The organism is Vibrio maerlii (genome assembly GCF_003415655.1).
Taxonomy (GTDB): domain Bacteria; phylum Pseudomonadota; class Gammaproteobacteria; order Enterobacterales; family Vibrionaceae; genus Vibrio; species Vibrio maerlii.
In genome coordinates this window covers 335,800-352,492 of the sequence record NZ_QRHC01000003.1, presented here as the reverse complement: position 1 = coordinate 352,492, position 16,693 = coordinate 335,800, and the positions used below count along the sequence as shown (strand labels likewise).

Annotated in this window: 14 protein-coding genes and 1 tRNA gene; 8 read left to right on the top strand and 7 right to left on the bottom strand. The window is 44.3% G+C overall.

The genetic code is table 11. The features are described from left to right. The first annotated feature begins 132 nt into the window (after positions 1–132). Both ushA and ybaK read left to right on the top strand, forming a co-directional pair. Positions 133–1,797, top strand: coding sequence for a bifunctional UDP-sugar hydrolase/5'-nucleotidase UshA (ushA, locus tag DPF91_RS05920; RefSeq protein ID WP_117233516.1), 1,665 nt, complete (start codon positions 133–135; stop codon positions 1,795–1,797). A 76-nt stretch (positions 1,798–1,873) separates the two neighbouring features. Then, the gene (ybaK, locus tag DPF91_RS05915; protein WP_117233515.1) at positions 1,874–2,350 is read left to right on the top strand and encodes a Cys-tRNA(Pro) deacylase; all 477 of its coding nucleotides are present in this window, start codon (positions 1,874–1,876) and stop codon (positions 2,348–2,350) included. A gap of 139 nt (positions 2,351–2,489) precedes the next feature. On the opposite strand, the gene rluF is transcribed toward ybaK, so the two are convergent. From rluF to DPF91_RS05900, 3 genes are all read right to left on the bottom strand, one after another. Next, positions 2,490–3,560, bottom strand: a complete 1,071-nt coding sequence (rluF, locus tag DPF91_RS05910; RefSeq protein ID WP_117233514.1) for a 23S rRNA pseudouridine(2604) synthase RluF — start codon at positions 3,558–3,560, stop codon at positions 2,490–2,492. Positions 3,561–3,658: 98 nt separating this feature from the next. Further along, complete coding sequence (smrA, locus tag DPF91_RS05905; RefSeq protein WP_117233513.1) at positions 3,659–4,252, bottom strand: DNA endonuclease SmrA; 594 nt, start codon at positions 4,250–4,252, stop codon at positions 3,659–3,661. Between the two features lie 151 nt (positions 4,253–4,403). Beyond that, positions 4,404–4,544 carry a DUF3149 domain-containing protein gene (locus DPF91_RS05900; RefSeq protein ID WP_117233512.1) on the bottom strand — a complete coding sequence of 47 codons (141 nt, stop codon included), beginning with the start codon at positions 4,542–4,544 and terminating at the stop codon, positions 4,404–4,406. Between the two features lie 258 nt (positions 4,545–4,802). Between DPF91_RS05900 and DPF91_RS05895 the strand changes: the two genes are divergently transcribed. Next, a tRNA-Pro gene (locus DPF91_RS05895) sits at positions 4,803–4,879 on the top strand. An 861-nt stretch (positions 4,880–5,740) separates the two neighbouring features. On the opposite strand, the gene DPF91_RS05890 is transcribed toward DPF91_RS05895, so the two are convergent. Further along, positions 5,741–6,598, bottom strand: a complete 858-nt coding sequence (locus DPF91_RS05890) for a TraB/GumN family protein (RefSeq protein WP_117233511.1) — start codon at positions 6,596–6,598, stop codon at positions 5,741–5,743. A 419-nt stretch (positions 6,599–7,017) separates the two neighbouring features. Between DPF91_RS05890 and DPF91_RS05885 the strand changes: the two genes are divergently transcribed. After that, positions 7,018–7,713, top strand: a complete 696-nt coding sequence (locus DPF91_RS05885; RefSeq protein WP_117233510.1) for an oligogalacturonate-specific porin KdgM family protein — start codon at positions 7,018–7,020, stop codon at positions 7,711–7,713. An 83-nt stretch (positions 7,714–7,796) separates the two neighbouring features. On the opposite strand, the gene DPF91_RS05880 is transcribed toward DPF91_RS05885, so the two are convergent. Further along, entirely contained in the window at positions 7,797–8,243 is a 447-nt protein-coding gene (locus tag DPF91_RS05880; RefSeq protein ID WP_241033764.1) for a DUF411 domain-containing protein, read from the bottom strand. A gap of 15 nt (positions 8,244–8,258) precedes the next feature. Beyond that, the gene (locus tag DPF91_RS05875; RefSeq protein WP_117233509.1) at positions 8,259–10,997 is read right to left on the bottom strand and encodes a cation transporter; all 2,739 of its coding nucleotides are present in this window, start codon (positions 10,995–10,997) and stop codon (positions 8,259–8,261) included. Between the two features lie 484 nt (positions 10,998–11,481). Between DPF91_RS05875 and DPF91_RS05870 the strand changes: the two genes are divergently transcribed. The 4 genes from DPF91_RS05870 (at position 11,482) to DPF91_RS05855 (ending at position 15,723) form a co-directional block, all read left to right on the top strand. Next, positions 11,482–12,591, top strand: a complete 1,110-nt coding sequence (locus DPF91_RS05870; protein WP_117233508.1) for a porin — start codon at positions 11,482–11,484, stop codon at positions 12,589–12,591. Between the two features lie 67 nt (positions 12,592–12,658). After that, complete coding sequence (locus tag DPF91_RS05865) at positions 12,659–13,294, top strand: DUF2057 family protein (protein WP_117233507.1); 636 nt, start codon at positions 12,659–12,661, stop codon at positions 13,292–13,294. Positions 13,295–13,405: 111 nt separating this feature from the next. After that, a complete protein-coding gene (gene gltX / locus DPF91_RS05860) occupies positions 13,406–14,833 on the top strand; it encodes a glutamate--tRNA ligase (protein WP_117233506.1) in 1,428 nt (475 codons plus the stop codon). 122 nt (positions 14,834–14,955) lie between these two features. Continuing rightward, positions 14,956–15,723 carry a hypothetical protein gene (locus DPF91_RS05855; protein WP_117233505.1) on the top strand — a complete coding sequence of 256 codons (768 nt, stop codon included), beginning with the start codon at positions 14,956–14,958 and terminating at the stop codon, positions 15,721–15,723. 100 nt (positions 15,724–15,823) lie between these two features. On the opposite strand, the gene DPF91_RS05850 is transcribed toward DPF91_RS05855, so the two are convergent. After that, entirely contained in the window at positions 15,824–16,633 is an 810-nt protein-coding gene (locus DPF91_RS05850) for a MetQ/NlpA family lipoprotein (RefSeq protein WP_117233504.1), read from the bottom strand. Positions 16,634–16,693: the final 60 nt, after the last annotated feature.

Here is a 16,693-nt window from a genome sequence, read left to right as displayed (position 1 = left end):
ACGATGAAATCATAATGTCACCTTTAGTCTGTTAATTTAAACTTAATCAAAGTTATATGGACTCATTGGTTTACATTGTTAATGTGAATCAAATCTGCAGTGGATTACCCCCAAATATTCAAAGGTATGATAATGAAAAAAGGCCTTCTTTTTAAAACGACGTTGAGTGCAGCAATCATTGCTTCACTAGCTGGCTGTGCGACTCAACCAGAGCAGGAATGGGAAGCGGACAAAACGTATAAGCTGACTGTACTTCACACCAATGACCACCACGGCCGATTCTGGCAGAACAAATACGGCGAGTACGGCATGGCGGCACGTAAAACGCTTATCGATGAGCTGCGTGCTGAGATTGCTGCAGAAGGTGGCAGCTCGTTACTTCTATCTGGTGGTGATATCAACACAGGTGTGCCAGAGTCAGACCTTCAAGATGCAGAACCTGATTTTAAAGGTATGAGCAAGATTGGTTACGATGCAATGGCACTAGGTAACCACGAGTTTGATAACCCACTAGATGTACTGATGAAGCAAAAAGAGTGGGCAAACTTCCCAATGCTTTCTGCAAACATCTACGACAAAGCGACTGGCGAGCGTATGTTCCAAGCATACGAGATGTTTGACCTACAAGGTATTAAAGTTGCGGTTATCGGTCTGACGACAGAAGACACGGCAAAAATTGGTAACCCAGAGTTCATTGGTGGCATCGACTTCCGTGATCCAAAAGAAGAAGCGAAAAAGCTGATTGCTGAACTAGAAAAAACTGAGAACCCAGACCTAATCTTTGCTGTGACGCACATGGGTCACTACGAAGATGGTAACCGTGGTGTGAATGCGCCGGGTGACGTTGCACTAGCTCGTTATCTAGACGAAGGCTCTCTGGACATGATCGTAGGTGGTCACTCTCAAGAGCCTGTATGTATGGAAGCGCCAAACGTTGTTAAGAAGAACTTCAAGCCTTCTGACGAGTGTAAGCCTGACATCCAAAACGGTACTCATATTGTTCAAGCATATGAGTGGGGTAAGTACGTAGGCCGTGCTGATTTCGAATTCCTTAACGGTGAGCTAGAGATGGTGAGCTACGACCTGATTCCTGTGAACCTTAAGAAGAAGATCAAGGTTGATGGTAAGAGCCAGCGTGTTCTCATTGAAGATGAAATTGCAGAAGATTCTGAACTACTAGAATTCTTGCGTCCGTACCAAGAAGCGGGTCAAGAGCAGCTGAATGTTAAGATTGCTGAAACAAACGGCAAGCTTGAAGGTGATCGTAACGTGGTTCGTTTCCAACAAACTAACCTAGGTCGTCTGATTGCAACTGCTCACATGGAGCGTGCACAGGCAGACTTCGCTGTAATGAACTCTGGCGGTGTTCGTGACTCTATCGAGGCGGGTGAGGTTACATACAAAGACGTTCTAACGGTTCAACCATTTGCAAATATTCTGACTTACACCGATATGACGGGTGCAGAAGTGATGGATTACCTAAACGTTGTTGCTACCAAGCCGGTTGATTCTGGTGCATACGCGCAGTTCGCAGGTATCTCTATGACTGTTGAAGGCGATAAAGTGTCTAACGTATTTATCGGTGGCAAACAGCTACGTTTAGATGAAACTTACCGTTTCACAATCCCAAGCTACAACGCAGCTGGTGGTGATGGTTACCCTAAGGTGAATAACCACCCAGGCCACGTAAACACTGGTTTTGTAGACGCAGAAGTTCTTAAAGAATTCCTAGAATCGAACAGCCCTGTAGATGTAAACCGTTTTGCACCTTCTGGTGAGATGGTTTACAAGAACTAGTTTTCATTTTTAACTGGTTAAGTAAAATCGAAGAGGGTAGCGTAGGCTACCCTCTTTTAGTTTTTGGAGCTTCTGAATGACCCCTGCAATCAATACCCTAAAAAAGAAGAAAGTGGCGCATGTGTTACATCAGTACGATCATGACCCTAAACATGAAAGCTATGGTATGGAAGCCGCAGAGGTGTTGGGCTTAGATCCGTCTTTAGTCTTTAAGACATTGATGTTTTGTATTAACGGCGAACCGAGAAACCTTGCTGTGGCGATTATTCCCGTTGATAAAAAATTGAACCTCAAACTTGCAGCAAAAGCAGCAAGGGGTAAGAAAGCTGAGATGGCGAACCCAGACATTGCACAGAAGACGAGTGGCTACATCGTTGGTGGTATCAGCCCACTTGGGCAAAAGAAATTACTACCGACGTTTGTTGATGAGAGTGCTGAAGGACTAGATAAATTTTATGTCAGCGCTGGAAAGCGGGGATTGGATGTTGAACTTGCGCCGAGCGATTTGGCTAAGTTGACCCGAGCACAGTTTATTCCCCTCACACTCGACTAGATTTGGGATTGATATACTCATGTTGTCATCCCCTACCGCGAGCCCACGAGCAAGATAGGTAATCTGTTCTAGGTATGAATGTTGAGAAGGGCACCGAAGCTTGAATTTAGGTGTAAGCTTCGGTGTACTTATTTATGGATTACTTCTTCAGGCTTAACGTGCCGCCAACACGTGCTTTAGGTTTACCCACCGGCTTGTTTTCTTGGAGAGGTTTTTCAACGCGTTTGTTTGAGTTTGATTTGTTATTTGAGCTGCGCTCTTGTTTGCCGAACTTCCCTTTCTTAGAGTTTGGTGCATGACGAAACTCGTCAGCGTTATTCCCTTTAAAAGTACGGCCTTTTTGGTCTCTTTGATTACGTCGTGCTTTAGAACCTTGATTCTCTTCACGGCTATCAAATAACTTGGCGTCAGTTGCTTTACGAATACGACGGCCATTCCCCCCTGTTTTTGAGGCTTCCTCTGTACCACTCGAACCTTCACACATTGCCAAGATTTCAGCGACTTCAGCATCACTTAGGTAACGCCATTTGCCGTTAGGGATGCCATCAAGTGAGATATTCATAATTCGAACACGGCGAAGTTTGAATACTTCGTAGCCTAATGCTTCACACATACGGCGGATTTGGCGGTTTAAGCCTTGAGTTAACACAATACGGAAAGAGAACTTAGTCTCTTTGGTCACTTTACAAGGAAGCGTCACAGTATCGAGAATGTTAACACCACTGGACATTTTCTTAATGAAGTCGTCCGTAATCGGCTTATCAACACGAACCACGTACTCTTTTTCGTGGTTATTGCCCGCACGAAGAATTTTGTTAACGATATCGCCATCGTTGGTCAGGAAAATCAGGCCGTCGGAAGGTTTATCCAAACGACCAATAGGGAAGATACGCTGCTTGTGGCCGATAAAATCAACGATGTTACCCGGAATGTCGCGCTCGGTTGTACAAGTAATGCCTGTAGGCTTATTGAGAGCGATATAGATTGGACGCTCTTTGGCTTTAAGTGGTTTACCATCAACTTGTACATCGTCACCTAGCATCACCTTAGTGCCCATTTCTGGTACTTTGCCGTTGATCGTGACACGGCCTGCATCGATCAGCTTGTCTGCCTCTCGACGTGAGCAGAAGCCAGTCTCACTGATGAACTTATTGAGGCGTTTACCTTCACCATTTTGGTTTGAAGCTTTGGTTGATTTGTGTTGGGTCATGTTCGTCTCGCGTTTCACAACGTTAATTAAGAAGATGAACTGTTGGTTAACAATTCATCATATATTTTGGGGAGTGGATTCTAGCACTGCCGCCAGAATTAACCTAGTCGCTTTTGATGCCTCTCACGAGTCTCTAGTTTTTTATCTTGGCTTTTTCTTAGCATGACGTAGACAGCGCCCGAACCACCATGAAATTGCTGAGCGCTATGCACACACTGAACTTCTTTAATTTGCATTAGCCAACTTGCTAAAAAGCTTTTCATTAAGGCTGGTGGATTAGAACGTTCACCTTTGCCATGAACAATCAGTACCGTGCGGATATCCATACGCATCGCCTTACGCAGGAAGGCAACGACTTCTTCTCGCGCATCCTTTAGCGTTCTTCTATGAAGATCGAGTTTAGCCTGTATTGGATACTTGCCTAAGCGTAGCTTGCGATACACACCTTCTTGGACACCATCTTTTTTATATTCAATGATGCCTTCGGGTTTCAACATCGGTGCATGGTCAATAGACAAGTACTCTTCGTCTTGTTCGGTAAGGGTGATCGCAGCCTCACGTTTAGCTAATTGAGCCTCAGAAACTTGGTGGGTCTTCTTATGCTCTGCAGTATCTTGAGTAATCGGCTTTACATCTCCCATCATTTGTTGGAAGAGGTCGAGGTCATCTTGATGAAAGTCGGAATCAGGCATGATTGTATTAAGAAGGGTGGTACATGCCTCAATTATACCAATCTAATCTCATGAGTGTGATCAAGAATTAAAGATAAAAGAAAACCGGAGAAAGTAATAACAGACTCCGGTGCCGTATATCGATTTGCGCAATGCGCTATGCGTCAGCAAGCTAGTGAGGAGATTTGTCGCTCATTACTTTGTATAGGATAAAGCCACCATAGAAGAGCATTAAGCTAAACGCTCCAAGGATGACAATCATAGAAGATAATCCGACGGCATTACCAAATAGTAAATCTAGCCAAAAATCCATAATACCCCCTATAGAAAGTAACGAAGACAGATTCAATTTAATGATGAAATAATCTTGTAGTGATGATCTGGATCAATTGTAATTAAAAGGTTGTTGGTTTGTTCTTGTTAGCGTGTTGTTGGTCACAATTAGTACGTGCTGCTATATTTATAAGCAGTTGAAACAAAGTTTTAAATCTTTTTTCGAAAAGCACTTGCACGCGAATAAATAATCCGTATTATACGCCTCGTTCTCGACGCTAACGTCGATTGAGCATCTCGGTGAATAGCGCAGCTTGGTAGCGCATCTGGTTTGGGACCAGAGGGTCGGGGGTTCGAATCCCTCTTCACCGACCACTATTTAGAAAGCCCGTTCGTTTGAACGGGCTTTTGCCGTTTCTAAGGGCAGGAATTTCAAAGGTAAGAAGTATTAATTCGAACCCAAGTGGGGTTCGCCTGATGTTCAAAGAATGGCTCTTCACCGACCACTATTTAGAAAGCCTGCTTTTTTAAGCAGGCTTTCGTCGTTTTCAGAGGGCAGAAACTTCAAAGGTCAGAAGTATGGATTCGAACCAAAGTGGGGTTCGCCTGATGTTCAAGGAATGGCTCTTTACTGACCACTATTTAGGAAGCCCGTTCGTTTGAACGGGCTTTTTCCGTTTCTAAGGGCAGGAATTTCAAAGGTAAGAAGTATTAATTCGAACCCAAGTGGGGTTCGCCTGATGTTCAAAGAATGGCTCTTCACCGACCATTATTTAGAAAGCCTGCTTTTTTAAGCAGGCTTTCGTCGTTTTCAGAGGGCAGAAACTTCAAAGGTCAGAAGTATGGATTCGAACCAAAGTGGGGTTCGCCTGATGTTCAAGGAATGGCTCTTCACTGACCACTATTTAGGAAGCCCGTTCGTTTGAACGGGCTTTTGCCGTTTCTAAGGGCCGAAATTTCAAAGGTCAGAAGTGCTAATTCGAACCCAAGTGGGGTTCGCCTGATGTTCAAGGAATTGCTCTTCACCGACCACTATTTAGAAAGCCTGTTCGTTTGAACGGGCTTTCGCCGTTTCTAAGGGCAGAAATTTCAAAGGTCAGAAGTATTAATTCGAACCAAGGTGGGGTTCGCCTGATGTTCAAGGAATGGCTCTTCACTGACCACTATTTAGGAAGCCCGTTCGTTTGAGCAGGCTTTCGCCGTTTCTAGCTTCAGGAAAATTGATTCGAACCGACCTTAATCAAACGAGCATGTCGCTCTTCGACTCGTGGATACCTGGCTTACTTTAAACCCTCTTTGTTTAAGCATATCGATGACATTATCTTTTCCAACCAAATGTAGAGTGCCGACAACCATAAACTTTCGTTGCACTTCAGGCTCTTGAGCCATTTTATCAAGCTGATTAGCCCAGTTTTGATTACGTAAACGAATGAAGCGATCGTGCATAGTTGTGCTCATATCGCTGACTTGAGAAAACTCAGTGAGCTTATTTGTATCACCGCTTTGCCAGCTTTCCAGTAAACAATTCATAATTTGTTTGCTAGTACTCCACTCATTAATCGCGCTCTCCAATAGCTCTTGCCCATCGTTAGGCAGTGAAGAAAGCAAGTCCATTTGAAATTGTGCGGTCTCTAGTGGCTCAACATGTATTTGTTGTTGCTTAGCCAATGTATGGAAGTAAGTATCGATACCAAGCTGGCTATCATAGCCGAGCTTATTAAGCTGCATGAGTTGTAACGTTAACGCGGTTTGCCAAGGTGCGGAATTTAGGAGTGCCTCGATGGGTAAGCCAAGCTCTTTGGCTATGTTGTTCAAATCTTCGATCTGTTTTGAGTCGAGCACTTGCTTTGACGATAAACGAGATTGTGGCAGCGTGACATTAGCAGAGTCTTCAATATCGATCTCTAGTATTAAACTATCGCTCGCTTCTAATCGCGTTATCACTTGTTGCGGAAGTGGGTAGAGTGCTTTCGTGCCCACATGAATAGATCCCATCATAGTCAAACTGAGGTTTCCTTTGGATGCAACCCAAGTGAGTGGTTCAGAGAATGCTGATTGAGATAAGAGGAAGAGTGCTAGGAATAAAAATCGCATATTAGTCACTTCAATAATGAGCTTATTGTGCAGTGTAGATGATTTACATAAGCAATAGTTATTGCTGTTTTTCACCGCTAGATAAATGTTAACTAGATCGCATATTTTTCTTTGATAAAAAAGTCGGGTCTAAATAGACCTAAATATGTGTGGAATAAGTAGCCTTCTGCGGATGAAAATCACTGTTTTGGTAATCTTGGCGCTGTTTGTCTTCCTCGTTTTGGTCTTTATGTTTTTATAACTGCATGAATTTGTTGGTTTTAGAACTTTTTACTGTCGACTAGGTCACGCTTTTTTTGAATTAATTTGTGTCGTAAATTAATTGAGCCATGATGACTCCCATGCCACGGAGGCAAGCTCAGCAGCTTTCAACATGGAACCATTACAAGCTGCATCGAAAAATGATAAAGGTACAAATTATGAAAAAAATTATCGCTCTAAGTGCGCTTTCTTTCGCGTTCGCATCAAGCGCATTTGCTGGTTCTTCTTACGTTACAGGTAATCTTCAGTTCCATTCTGATAGTGACAAAATGCACGGTTCAGATGTTACATCAACACTCGAAGCTGGCCATACATTTGATAACCAGTTTGGTGGTTTTACGGTTTACACTGAGTTTGACGGCATTCAGTTAGGTGAGTTAGCTGAAGAGCGTGAAGTAGATGTCGATGGTAATAGTACCTCTGGAGGCTCTTCTGCTTCTGCCGCTGTAACTATTGGTGGCGAACAATCTTTCAATCTTACAGACAACCTATGGGTTGCAGCTGGTTATCAGCACGTCATCATCGAAGGCGAAAGTATTCAATATCGTCCCTTGGTAAAGATTGGTTATAACTTTGACAATGGTATCTCTATTAGTAACCGTACTCGTGCTCACATCGATGCGACAGACGCCGATGCTGATATTGACTACCGCATGGACAACCGCATTGCTTACTCCGTAAATGAAGACTTAGCACTAAGCTACAACAACGTTTACATGATTGATGCTGAAGTGATGGACCACGAGCTTCGCGCTACGTGGACTCGCAACGGCGTACAGCCTTATTTTGAGTACCGTAACCAAGGCGATAACACAAACAACGCATTTGTATTTGGTGCGTCTTACGGGTTCTAATTCCTAGCAGGGTTAACATACTGCGGAAACGAAAAGAGCTTAGCGTAATGCTAAGCTCTTTTTGACGTTAGCCTAGTCTATGATTATTTATTGCCTTCATAGTGACGATATTTGAAGACCTGACCTTTTTCATTGAAAGCGTACACATAGTATTCATCTTTCTTATCGCCGTACTCCATGCCAGGGGAGCCCATAGGCATACCAGGAACAGCAAGGCCAACCGCATTTTTCGGTGGGTTTGCTAGAAATGCTTTGATGTCGTCCGCTGGAATGTGTCCTTCAAAGACATAGCCATCGATTTCTGCGGTATGACATGATGCTAGTTCTGGTGTTACGCCAAGCTTTTTCTTAATTGGATTCATATCCTCATGTAGCTGCTCTTTGACATCAAAACCAGCATCTTGCATATGCTTAGTCCACTCAGTACAACAACCGCAGTACGGAGACTTATGGTTGAGCACGTCTGCCGCTAGCGCATTTGCTGACGTCAGCATAAGCATTGAATAAGCGATGTGTTTCAGTTTTAACATAATGACCTCAAACAGTTATCTTGAACTGACTTTAAATAAACGTAGTCGGTTTGCGTTGCTTACGACGGTGATCGACGAAAGCGCCATTGCCAAACCAGCTACGACAGGGCTGAGCAAGAACCCAAACGCCGGGAATAGTACACCTGCCGCAACAGGAATACCTAGAGAGTTATAGATGAATGCACCAAAAAGATTCTGCTTCATGTTCTTAAGTGTTGCACGAGACAGTTCTAAAGCATGTACGACTGCAATTGGTGATGTGTTCAAAATTGTCATTTGAGCACTCTCAATCGCCACGTCACTACCACCACCCATCGCAATGCCGAGATCGGCAGTCGCTAATGCTGGTGCGTCATTAATGCCATCACCCACCATAGCCACAGTGTTACCTTGCGTTTTTAAGCGTTTAATATGGCTTGCTTTCTCTTCGGGTAAGACTTGAGCAATCACCTCGTTAATACCAAGTTGCTTGCCAATCGCGTTAGCGACGTGTGGGTTGTCACCCGTTAGCATAATGGTGTTGATGCCTTGGCGGTTTAACGCCGAAATTGCCGCTTTTGCGTCTTCACGAATAGAATCAGAGATGGCGATCAGACCAAGTGCTTGATTGTTTTGTGCGATAACAATCGGCGTCCAAGCCTGCTGCGCGCTTTCTTGAATTGCTGACTCAAGTTTAACGAGTGAAATACCTTCAGATTCAAAGTATGGGATCGAACCAAGCTGTACTTTTTCCCCCTCAAATGATGCGACAACGCCTTTGCCTCGATGGGCTAGGAAGTCACTGACAGCCAAAGCTTTAATTTTGTTATCAAGGGCGTACTGACAAATGGCTTTGGCCAGAGGGTGCTCCGATTGGGTTTCTAAACCATAAGCAAGCGCCAATAGCTCGTCTTGGGTAATACCTGTGGTAAATACCTTTTGAACCTTTGGCTTACCTTGGGTCAGCGTACCAGTTTTATCGAATACGACCGTATCGACCTTACTCGCGATTTGCAGAGCATCGGCATCTTTAATTAATACGCCAAGCTCAGCAGCTTTGCCGACCCCAACGGTAACAGAAAGTGGTGTAGCAAGACCAAGTGCACATGGGCAGGCAATAATAAGTACCGTTGTCGTTACCACGAGCATGTAGCTTGCTTTTGGCTCTGGACCCCAGATAAACCAAACCAGAGCGGCAATGGCGGCAATACCCACAACCACTGGAACGAATACAGAAGCGATTTGGTCAGCCAGTTTGGCAATTGCAGGTTTGCTGCTTTGCGCACTACGAACCATGCGAATGATGCGTGAAAGCATGGTATTGGCACCGATGCCTGTTGCTTCGATAACCAATGCGCCATCGGTGTTAAGCGTACCGGCAGACACATTCATCGTTGCTGTTTTTAGTACAGGAATTGGCTCGCCGGTTAGCATAGCTTCATCAATATAAGACTCACCATCGACAACGACACCATCGACCGGGATCTTTTCACCTGGCTTGATGCGAAGTTTCATGCCCAATTGAATTGCTTCAATACTTACCTGCTGATCGCCCCTTTCGGTGATCAGCGTGGCGCTTTGTGGCTGCAGATTAAGCAGCGCTTGTAGAGATTTAGTCGTGTTCGCTTTGGCTTTCGCCTCAATAAAGTGACCGAGCGAAATCAAACCAATGATCATCGCACTCGCTTCAAAGTAAACATGGCGAGAAGGCTCAGGAAACCATTGTGGCATTGCCACGACAAGCATTGAGTAGAACCAAGCGGCACCTGTACCAAGCGCCACTAAGCTGTCCATAGTCGCACGACCATGCTTGAAGGATTGCCATGCGTTAGTAAAGAAGAGTTTACCTGCTGTCGCAAGCAGTACGAAGCAAAGTACGCCAATCGTGCCCCAGATTGCCTGATCCGTGCTGATGGTTTGGTCAGGAGAAAGGCGAATCATCATGTTTCCACCAAGCACGCCCCAAAGCATCAAAGGTGCGCCAACAACGAGGCCGGCAATGGCATCTTTCTTAAAGCGCTTTTGTTGTTCTGCATGTTGAGCCGCTTGTTTTTGTTGCAGTGTCGATGCGTCTTCCAGAACTTCGGCGTTGTAGCCTGCTTGCTTCACGCTGTCAGTGATGGCTTGAGACATGAATGATGAATCTTGAGAGGTGAAAACCAACGCGCTTTGCTCGGCAAGGTTTACTTGCGCTTTCACCACGCCTTCTACCTTGGTTAGGGCTTTTTCTACTGAGGCCACACAGCTCGCACAGGTCATGCCTTGGATAAGCAGTTGTACTTGTGATTCAGGCGTTGGTGCAACTTGTTCTTTGTGAGAGGGCGCTGGTGGCGTTTTTTCTTGCTCAAGAATTGGCTCTTGTTTCTCTGCGATGACCGCTTCTTTAATAGGTGCTTCAGTTGTCGCTTGATAACCAACTTCTTCAACCAGCGCGATTACCTCTTGCTCTGTTAGCAAAGTGCGAATGGTTAGTTCGGTTTTCGTTACCTCAAATTCAATCACCGAAGTTTGGCCGTCTAGGTGCTCAGTCAGCTTTTTTACACAGCGACCACAATTTAAGCCTGAAAGGTGAAAGTGGTATTGGTTGCCTGCCTGATAGCCCAAGCCAGCAACCGTATCTGCGATTTGCTTTAGAGTCGCATCGGTATCGAGTTTAATCAGAGTAGGGGAAAGTTCAGTGATCTCAACGCTGTGCTGTTCATTCAATGCACGCTCTACCTTACGCGCACAGCCCATGCAATTGAGTCCGGATAGCGAAATAGCAAATTGAGTCATGATTTCCCCTTGGTTAACGCTTTGATGCGATTTAAGGAGAGTTTAAACCTTGCCTTAAGGGGAAGGTCAATAAACAAAACGCTAGCACAAACGTTAATTTCAATTTTTTCGCTTTGAAATTGACGAAAATTATTGCGACAGACCTCAATCTTTATTCACGGTAAATATAAAGTTCCGTAATTTTTTCAAAAACATTCGAGATTTGGTTAACAGATTTCATGAAGTTTAACGAGATTATCCTCATTAAAACCTCAAATTGACGTTTTTAACTTTTTTGTTTTCTGGTTAAGTTTTTGTTTTTAAATGACTTTGTTCGCATGTTGATTTCTGTGATTTGAAGTGTGTCGAATTTATTTTTAACTCGATTTTTAACGCAAAAAAAGTTTGCAAAGATTGACCCATCAAAAATTGTTCCCTGAAGAATCAGAAGCTTACTGAGGCTAGAGGAACAAAAAATAAAACATAAACAATAGGGGTTAATCTTATGGCTACATTCAAGAAGACATTGTTAGGGGCTGCAATTGCTGCAACAACAATGATTGCGGGGACAGCAAATGCTTACATGCTTGGTGATCCAAATGATGCAAACGTTGAAGTCTACGGCGTTGTGTCTATTTCTGCGGTTGATTACGGAGCATCCAATGATGCAGGCCCTGATGCGGGTTGGGCGCTTGAGAATGAAACACGAGTTGGCTTCCGTGCGGCAAAAAAAATGACAGATAGCGTGACTGCTTTCGCTCAAGTGGAATCGGGTTGGGTACTGGACTACGGTGCAGACTTAGGTAACCGTGATACCTTCGTCGGATTGCGTGGTGATGATTGGGGTCAGGTCCGCTTTGGTCGTATGTTGACACCATTATATGAACTTGTTGACTGGCCCTACTCAGCTTCTAACCTAGGTCGTACTTTTGACCGTGCATGGCGCAGTGGTGAGCGTTACCACTTTGACCGCAAGAGCCAAATGGGTCGTTACGATTCACCAATGTTTGCAGATATGGTCAAGTTCAGTTTAGCTGCGGGTAATGGCAGTGAAAACCATGAAGATTCATACTTCTTCGGTGGTTCGGTATCGGTAACTCCTATTGAAATGCTAACGCTGCATGCGGCATTTGAAAATGCGAAAGGAACCACCTTTGAGGGCGGTGAAGAGGGCCATTGGGACACAAACAATGCTACTCCTGATAGCCCAGATTGGAATCCTGCAGTCGCAGCATCAATCGGTGACACTGATTCATACTTTGTTGGTTTTGAGCTTCGCCCTATCGATAACTTCAATATCCTCGGTGCTTATAAAACAGGTTCTTATGACTCAACCAATGGTGGTGGCGGTTACGGTTACACAGAGCGTGAAATCGATGCGTACTCAGTACAAGCCAACTACTTCTTTGGCAATGCTAACATCCGTGTAGGTTATGCAGACCAAAGCGGCAAAGAAGATGGTTCAAGCAATTCAGATTTAGACTCAACGTCTATTAGCGGTGAGCTGGGCTATTCATTCAACTCTGTTTACACCTTCCTTCGTCTGACTCAACAAGATGATTCTGTTTATGATAACGACCTAATGGTACGCGTAGGTACTGAGTGGACGTTCTAATATAAAATGCTATTAAATGGCGGGCCTTGTGCCCGCCTTTTCCAGTTTTGGTTTAGGGGAATAATAAATGAACAAGATAATGGTTATTTTGGGGTTAGCACTGATTAGCACATTCACTCATGCCAATGTGACGATAAAAACCGATAGCCGTGTGGAGATCTTAGCAGTCAATCAAGTGATCAATGATGTTCCGAAAAAAGGCAAAGGGGATTTGAAAATTGAAAATGGTATCAATCAACTTTTGATCAGAGTGACTGCGTTAGTTGACAGTAACGGCGGAAAACAAAAGTTTAATTCATTTCCAATGGTAGTGAAGTTTGAAGCGCGTGACCAAGTATTAGAGATGGAAACTCCTTTTGCCATTCGAGATGAGCGTGGAGTGAGGAAGTTCGAGAAAGCACCAAGTATTAAAGTCACCAGCGATGGGAAAGCGGTAGCAATTGAGACAGATCTAATTTATGACCAAACATTCGCATTTATAAAGGACTACGGAGAGATGCTTACTCAATACAATCTTGCTGGTGGTCCTGCAGCTATTGAGTTAGATAATTTCACGCAAGAACCAAAAATAATGGACAAACAACCAAAAGAGGTGGGAATTAAACCGACCGTTTCCATTGGGATTAAGGGCGAGTTTTTGGATATGACTCCACTGCAACGGCAAGAGTTTATCTCTTGGGCGGTAAAACATATCAACGATTAAGTAAAACATAGTCCAGATGGATTGTAGAATTACATATCGGTGCTAAAATAACGCGCAATTTTGGCACCATAATCTGATGGTGTGGTCATCTAGACAATCAAGGTATTTTTCATGACGGTTAAAACTCGTTTTGCTCCTAGCCCAACAGGCTACCTTCACGTTGGTGGTGCACGTACTGCACTTTACTCTTGGCTATACGCGAAAAACCAAGGCGGTGAATTCGTTCTACGTATCGAAGATACTGACCTAGAACGTAACTCTCAGGATGCGGTTGATGCGATCCTAGAAGGTATGCAGTGGATGGGTCTTGAGTGGAATGAAGGTCCTTACTTCCAGTCTAAGCGTTTCGACCGTTACAACGAGATGGTTGATAAGCTGCTAGCAGAAGACAAAGCTTACAAGTGTTACGCATCGAAAGAGCTTCTTGAAGAGATCCGTGCTGAGCAAGAAGCCGCAAAAGAGATGCCACGTTACGATGCTAACCACCCGAAAGTGGTTGCAGCGAATGCAGCAGCAAAAGAAGGCGATGCGTTTGTGGTTCGTTTCCGTAACCCGAAAGAAGGCAGCGTAGTATTTGAAGACCAGATCCGTGGCCGCATTGAAATCGCTAACAGCCAAATGGATGACCTAATCATCCGTCGTACTGACGGCGCTCCTACTTACAACTTTGTAGTAGTAGTGGACGACTGGGACATGGGCATCACTCACGTTGTTCGTGGTGAAGACCACATCAACAACACGCCTCGTCAGATCAACATCTATGAAGCACTAGGTGCTCCAGTGCCGACGTTTGCTCACTGTGCAATGATCCTAGGTGATGACGGTGCGAAACTGTCTAAACGTCACGGTGCGGTATCAGTAATGCAATACCGCGATGAAGGCTACCTACCAAACGCTCTAAACAACTACCTAGTGCGTCTTGGCTGGTCTCACGGTGACCAAGAAATCTTCTCTACTGAAGAGATGATCAACCTGTTCTCGCTAGATGCGGTTTCTAAGTCAGCGTCTGCGTTCAACACTGAAAAACTACTTTGGTTGAACAACCACTACATCAAGACTTCTGCTCCTGAGTACGTGGCTGAGTACCTACAATGGCACCTAGACAACCAAAACCTTAACATTGAAAACGGCCCTGCAATCACAGAAGTGATTAAGCTAGTCGGTGAGCGTTGTAACACGCTAGTAGAGCTAGCTGAGCAAATCCGCTACTTCTACGAAGACTTCGCTGAGTTTGAAGCTGGCGCAGCTAAGAAGCACCTACGTGGTGTTGCTAAAGCTCCTCTAGAACTTGCACTTGCAAAAGCGGAAGCACTAGAAGAGTGGACAACAGCAAATATCAAAGATGGCGTTATCGCTGCGGTTTGTGAAGAGCTAGAAATCGGCATGGGTAAAATTGGCATGCCTCTACGCGTTGCAGTAACAGGTGGCGGTCAGTCTCCATCTGTTGATGCGGTAATGGAGCTAGTAGGCAAAGAGCGTGCAGTTGCACGTATTAAGATGGCTATCGCATTCATTGAAGAGCGCGAAGCGAACGCTTAATCCACTGACTCGTTGATACTATAAACGACTTATTGATATAAAAACCGCAGTGCAGTCACTGCGGTTTTTTTATGCATAGGAAACTAGGAAACTAGGAAACTAGGACAGTAGGAAACTGAGAAATGACACCATTTGTGCTGTTTGGCACTTTGATTAGTTTATTGATAGTACTGGGCTTTGTGCAAAGAAAGCTAGAGTGGGTTTTATTTAGACGACTGTTTCTACGTGGGCAGGGCTATCTTTATTCGTTAACCCGATGGGTCGGCACACCGGTTCATGAACTGAGCCATGTCGTGATGTGTGTTGTCTTTAGGCATCGAATTGTAAAAATAGAGTGGGTAGACCCAACGGGGCTCGGTGGTGCAGTTATCCACCAGTGGAACCCCAAAAGTTATTACCAAAACTTAGGGAATATTTTTATTGCCACAGCACCATTCTATTTTGGTGTCTTCTTGATTGTGCTACTCACACACTTTGTTTTCCCTAGTAGTTTGTTTCTTTCTTACGTGGCGAGCATCAGTGAGTTACTCGTCAACATTAGTCAGCTATCAGATCTCTATTTGGTGGCAAGAGCCTTGGTTCACTCAGTCATCGAGTTCAATAGCTCGGCAATAGAACATGGTCTTGGACGGTATTGTATTTGGTTATTCATCAGTACTTCTATTGTTGCCAGAATGATTCCTTCTAGTGCGGATTTTGGAAATGCCCTTCGAGCATTGATTTATGCGCTACCTATTATTGCCATTTTGACAGTAGCGATTGGCCTGTCTGGGTTGATAAGTGCAGTCAACACGCTGCTCTCGGTAGCTATTGTGTTTTGGCTGTTCTTTCTCGTTGTCTATCTCATCTATATGTTGCTTATATTGTTGGTCGCCAAATTGTTGCCGTAGTTAGTTACGAGTTATCAACACAGTGAAAAATCACGAAGAAAAAATACGAAAAGGCCAGCAAAATGCTGGCCTTTGAGACAGTGATAACCAAATTGATTGATTACCAGCCTTTAACAACACCACCTTGGAAGATGTCAGAAGCTGCGTTGTATACTTCTTCTGTTTGGTAAGCTTTAACAAAGTTAGTTACGTTTTCAGCTGTTGCGTTGTCTTCACGAGATACGATTAGGTTCACGTATGGTGAATCTTTGTCTTCAACGAAGATGCCGTCTTTCTGTGGTGTTAGATCGATAGAGCTTGCGTAAGTTGTGTTGATGATAGATAGCGCTACGTCGTCTAGAGAGCGAGGTAGTTGTGCAGCATCAAGCTCAACAATAGTGATCTCTTTTGGGTTACCGACGATATCACGTACTGTTGCAAGTAGACCAACACCTTCACGCAGTTCAATAAGACCTTGTTGCTCAAGTAGTAGTAGAGAACGACCTAGGTTTGTTGGATCGTTTGGTACTGCAATGCGAGCGCCGTCTTGGATTTCATCTACAGATTTAACTTGCTTAGAGTAACCTGCGATTGGGTATACAAATGAGTTACCCGCGATTGTTAGCTTATAACCACGGTCAGCAACTTGCTGATCTAGGTATGGCTTGTGCTGGAATGCGTTGATGTCGATAGAGCCATCATCTAGTGCTGCGTTTGGTGTTACGTAGTCTGTAAATGTTACTAGCTCAACATCTAGACCGTATTTCTCTTTAGCAACCTTTGCTGCTACTTCAGCAACTTGTGCTTCCGCACCCGCCATTACGCCAACTTTTACTTTGCTCAGATCCGCTTCTTTCTCGCCACAGCCAGAAAGTACTAGAGCAGAGGCCGCTGCCGCAATTGCTAATAAACTCTTAAGGTTGAACTTCATTATAATCTCCTTATTGCTCCTACTAGGTAGGAATCGACATCTCGTTCTTGGGGGTTAACA

Coding starts and splice junctions, on each gene's coding strand:
- DPF91_RS05850 (WP_117233504.1), bottom strand. CDS start 16,633: ATGAAGTTCAACCTTAAGAGTTTATTAGCAATTGCGGCAGCGGCCTCT.
- DPF91_RS05870 (WP_117233508.1), top strand. CDS start 11,482: ATGGCTACATTCAAGAAGACATTGTTAGGGGCTGCAATTGCTGCAACA.
- gltX (WP_117233506.1), top strand. CDS start 13,406: ATGACGGTTAAAACTCGTTTTGCTCCTAGCCCAACAGGCTACCTTCAC.
- DPF91_RS05900 (WP_117233512.1), bottom strand. CDS start 4,544: ATGGATTTTTGGCTAGATTTACTATTTGGTAATGCCGTCGGATTATCT.
- rluF (WP_117233514.1), bottom strand. CDS start 3,560: ATGACCCAACACAAATCAACCAAAGCTTCAAACCAAAATGGTGAAGGT.
- DPF91_RS05880 (WP_241033764.1), bottom strand. CDS start 8,243: ATGTTAAAACTGAAACACATCGCTTATTCAATGCTTATGCTGACGTCA.
- ybaK (WP_117233515.1), top strand. CDS start 1,874: ATGACCCCTGCAATCAATACCCTAAAAAAGAAGAAAGTGGCGCATGTG.
- DPF91_RS05865 (WP_117233507.1), top strand. CDS start 12,659: ATGAACAAGATAATGGTTATTTTGGGGTTAGCACTGATTAGCACATTC.
- smrA (WP_117233513.1), bottom strand. CDS start 4,252: ATGCCTGATTCCGACTTTCATCAAGATGACCTCGACCTCTTCCAACAA.
- DPF91_RS05875 (WP_117233509.1), bottom strand. CDS start 10,997: ATGACTCAATTTGCTATTTCGCTATCCGGACTCAATTGCATGGGCTGT.
- DPF91_RS05885 (WP_117233510.1), top strand. CDS start 7,018: ATGAAAAAAATTATCGCTCTAAGTGCGCTTTCTTTCGCGTTCGCATCA.
- ushA (WP_117233516.1), top strand. CDS start 133: ATGAAAAAAGGCCTTCTTTTTAAAACGACGTTGAGTGCAGCAATCATT.
- DPF91_RS05890 (WP_117233511.1), bottom strand. CDS start 6,598: ATGCGATTTTTATTCCTAGCACTCTTCCTCTTATCTCAATCAGCATTC.
- DPF91_RS05855 (WP_117233505.1), top strand. CDS start 14,956: ATGACACCATTTGTGCTGTTTGGCACTTTGATTAGTTTATTGATAGTA.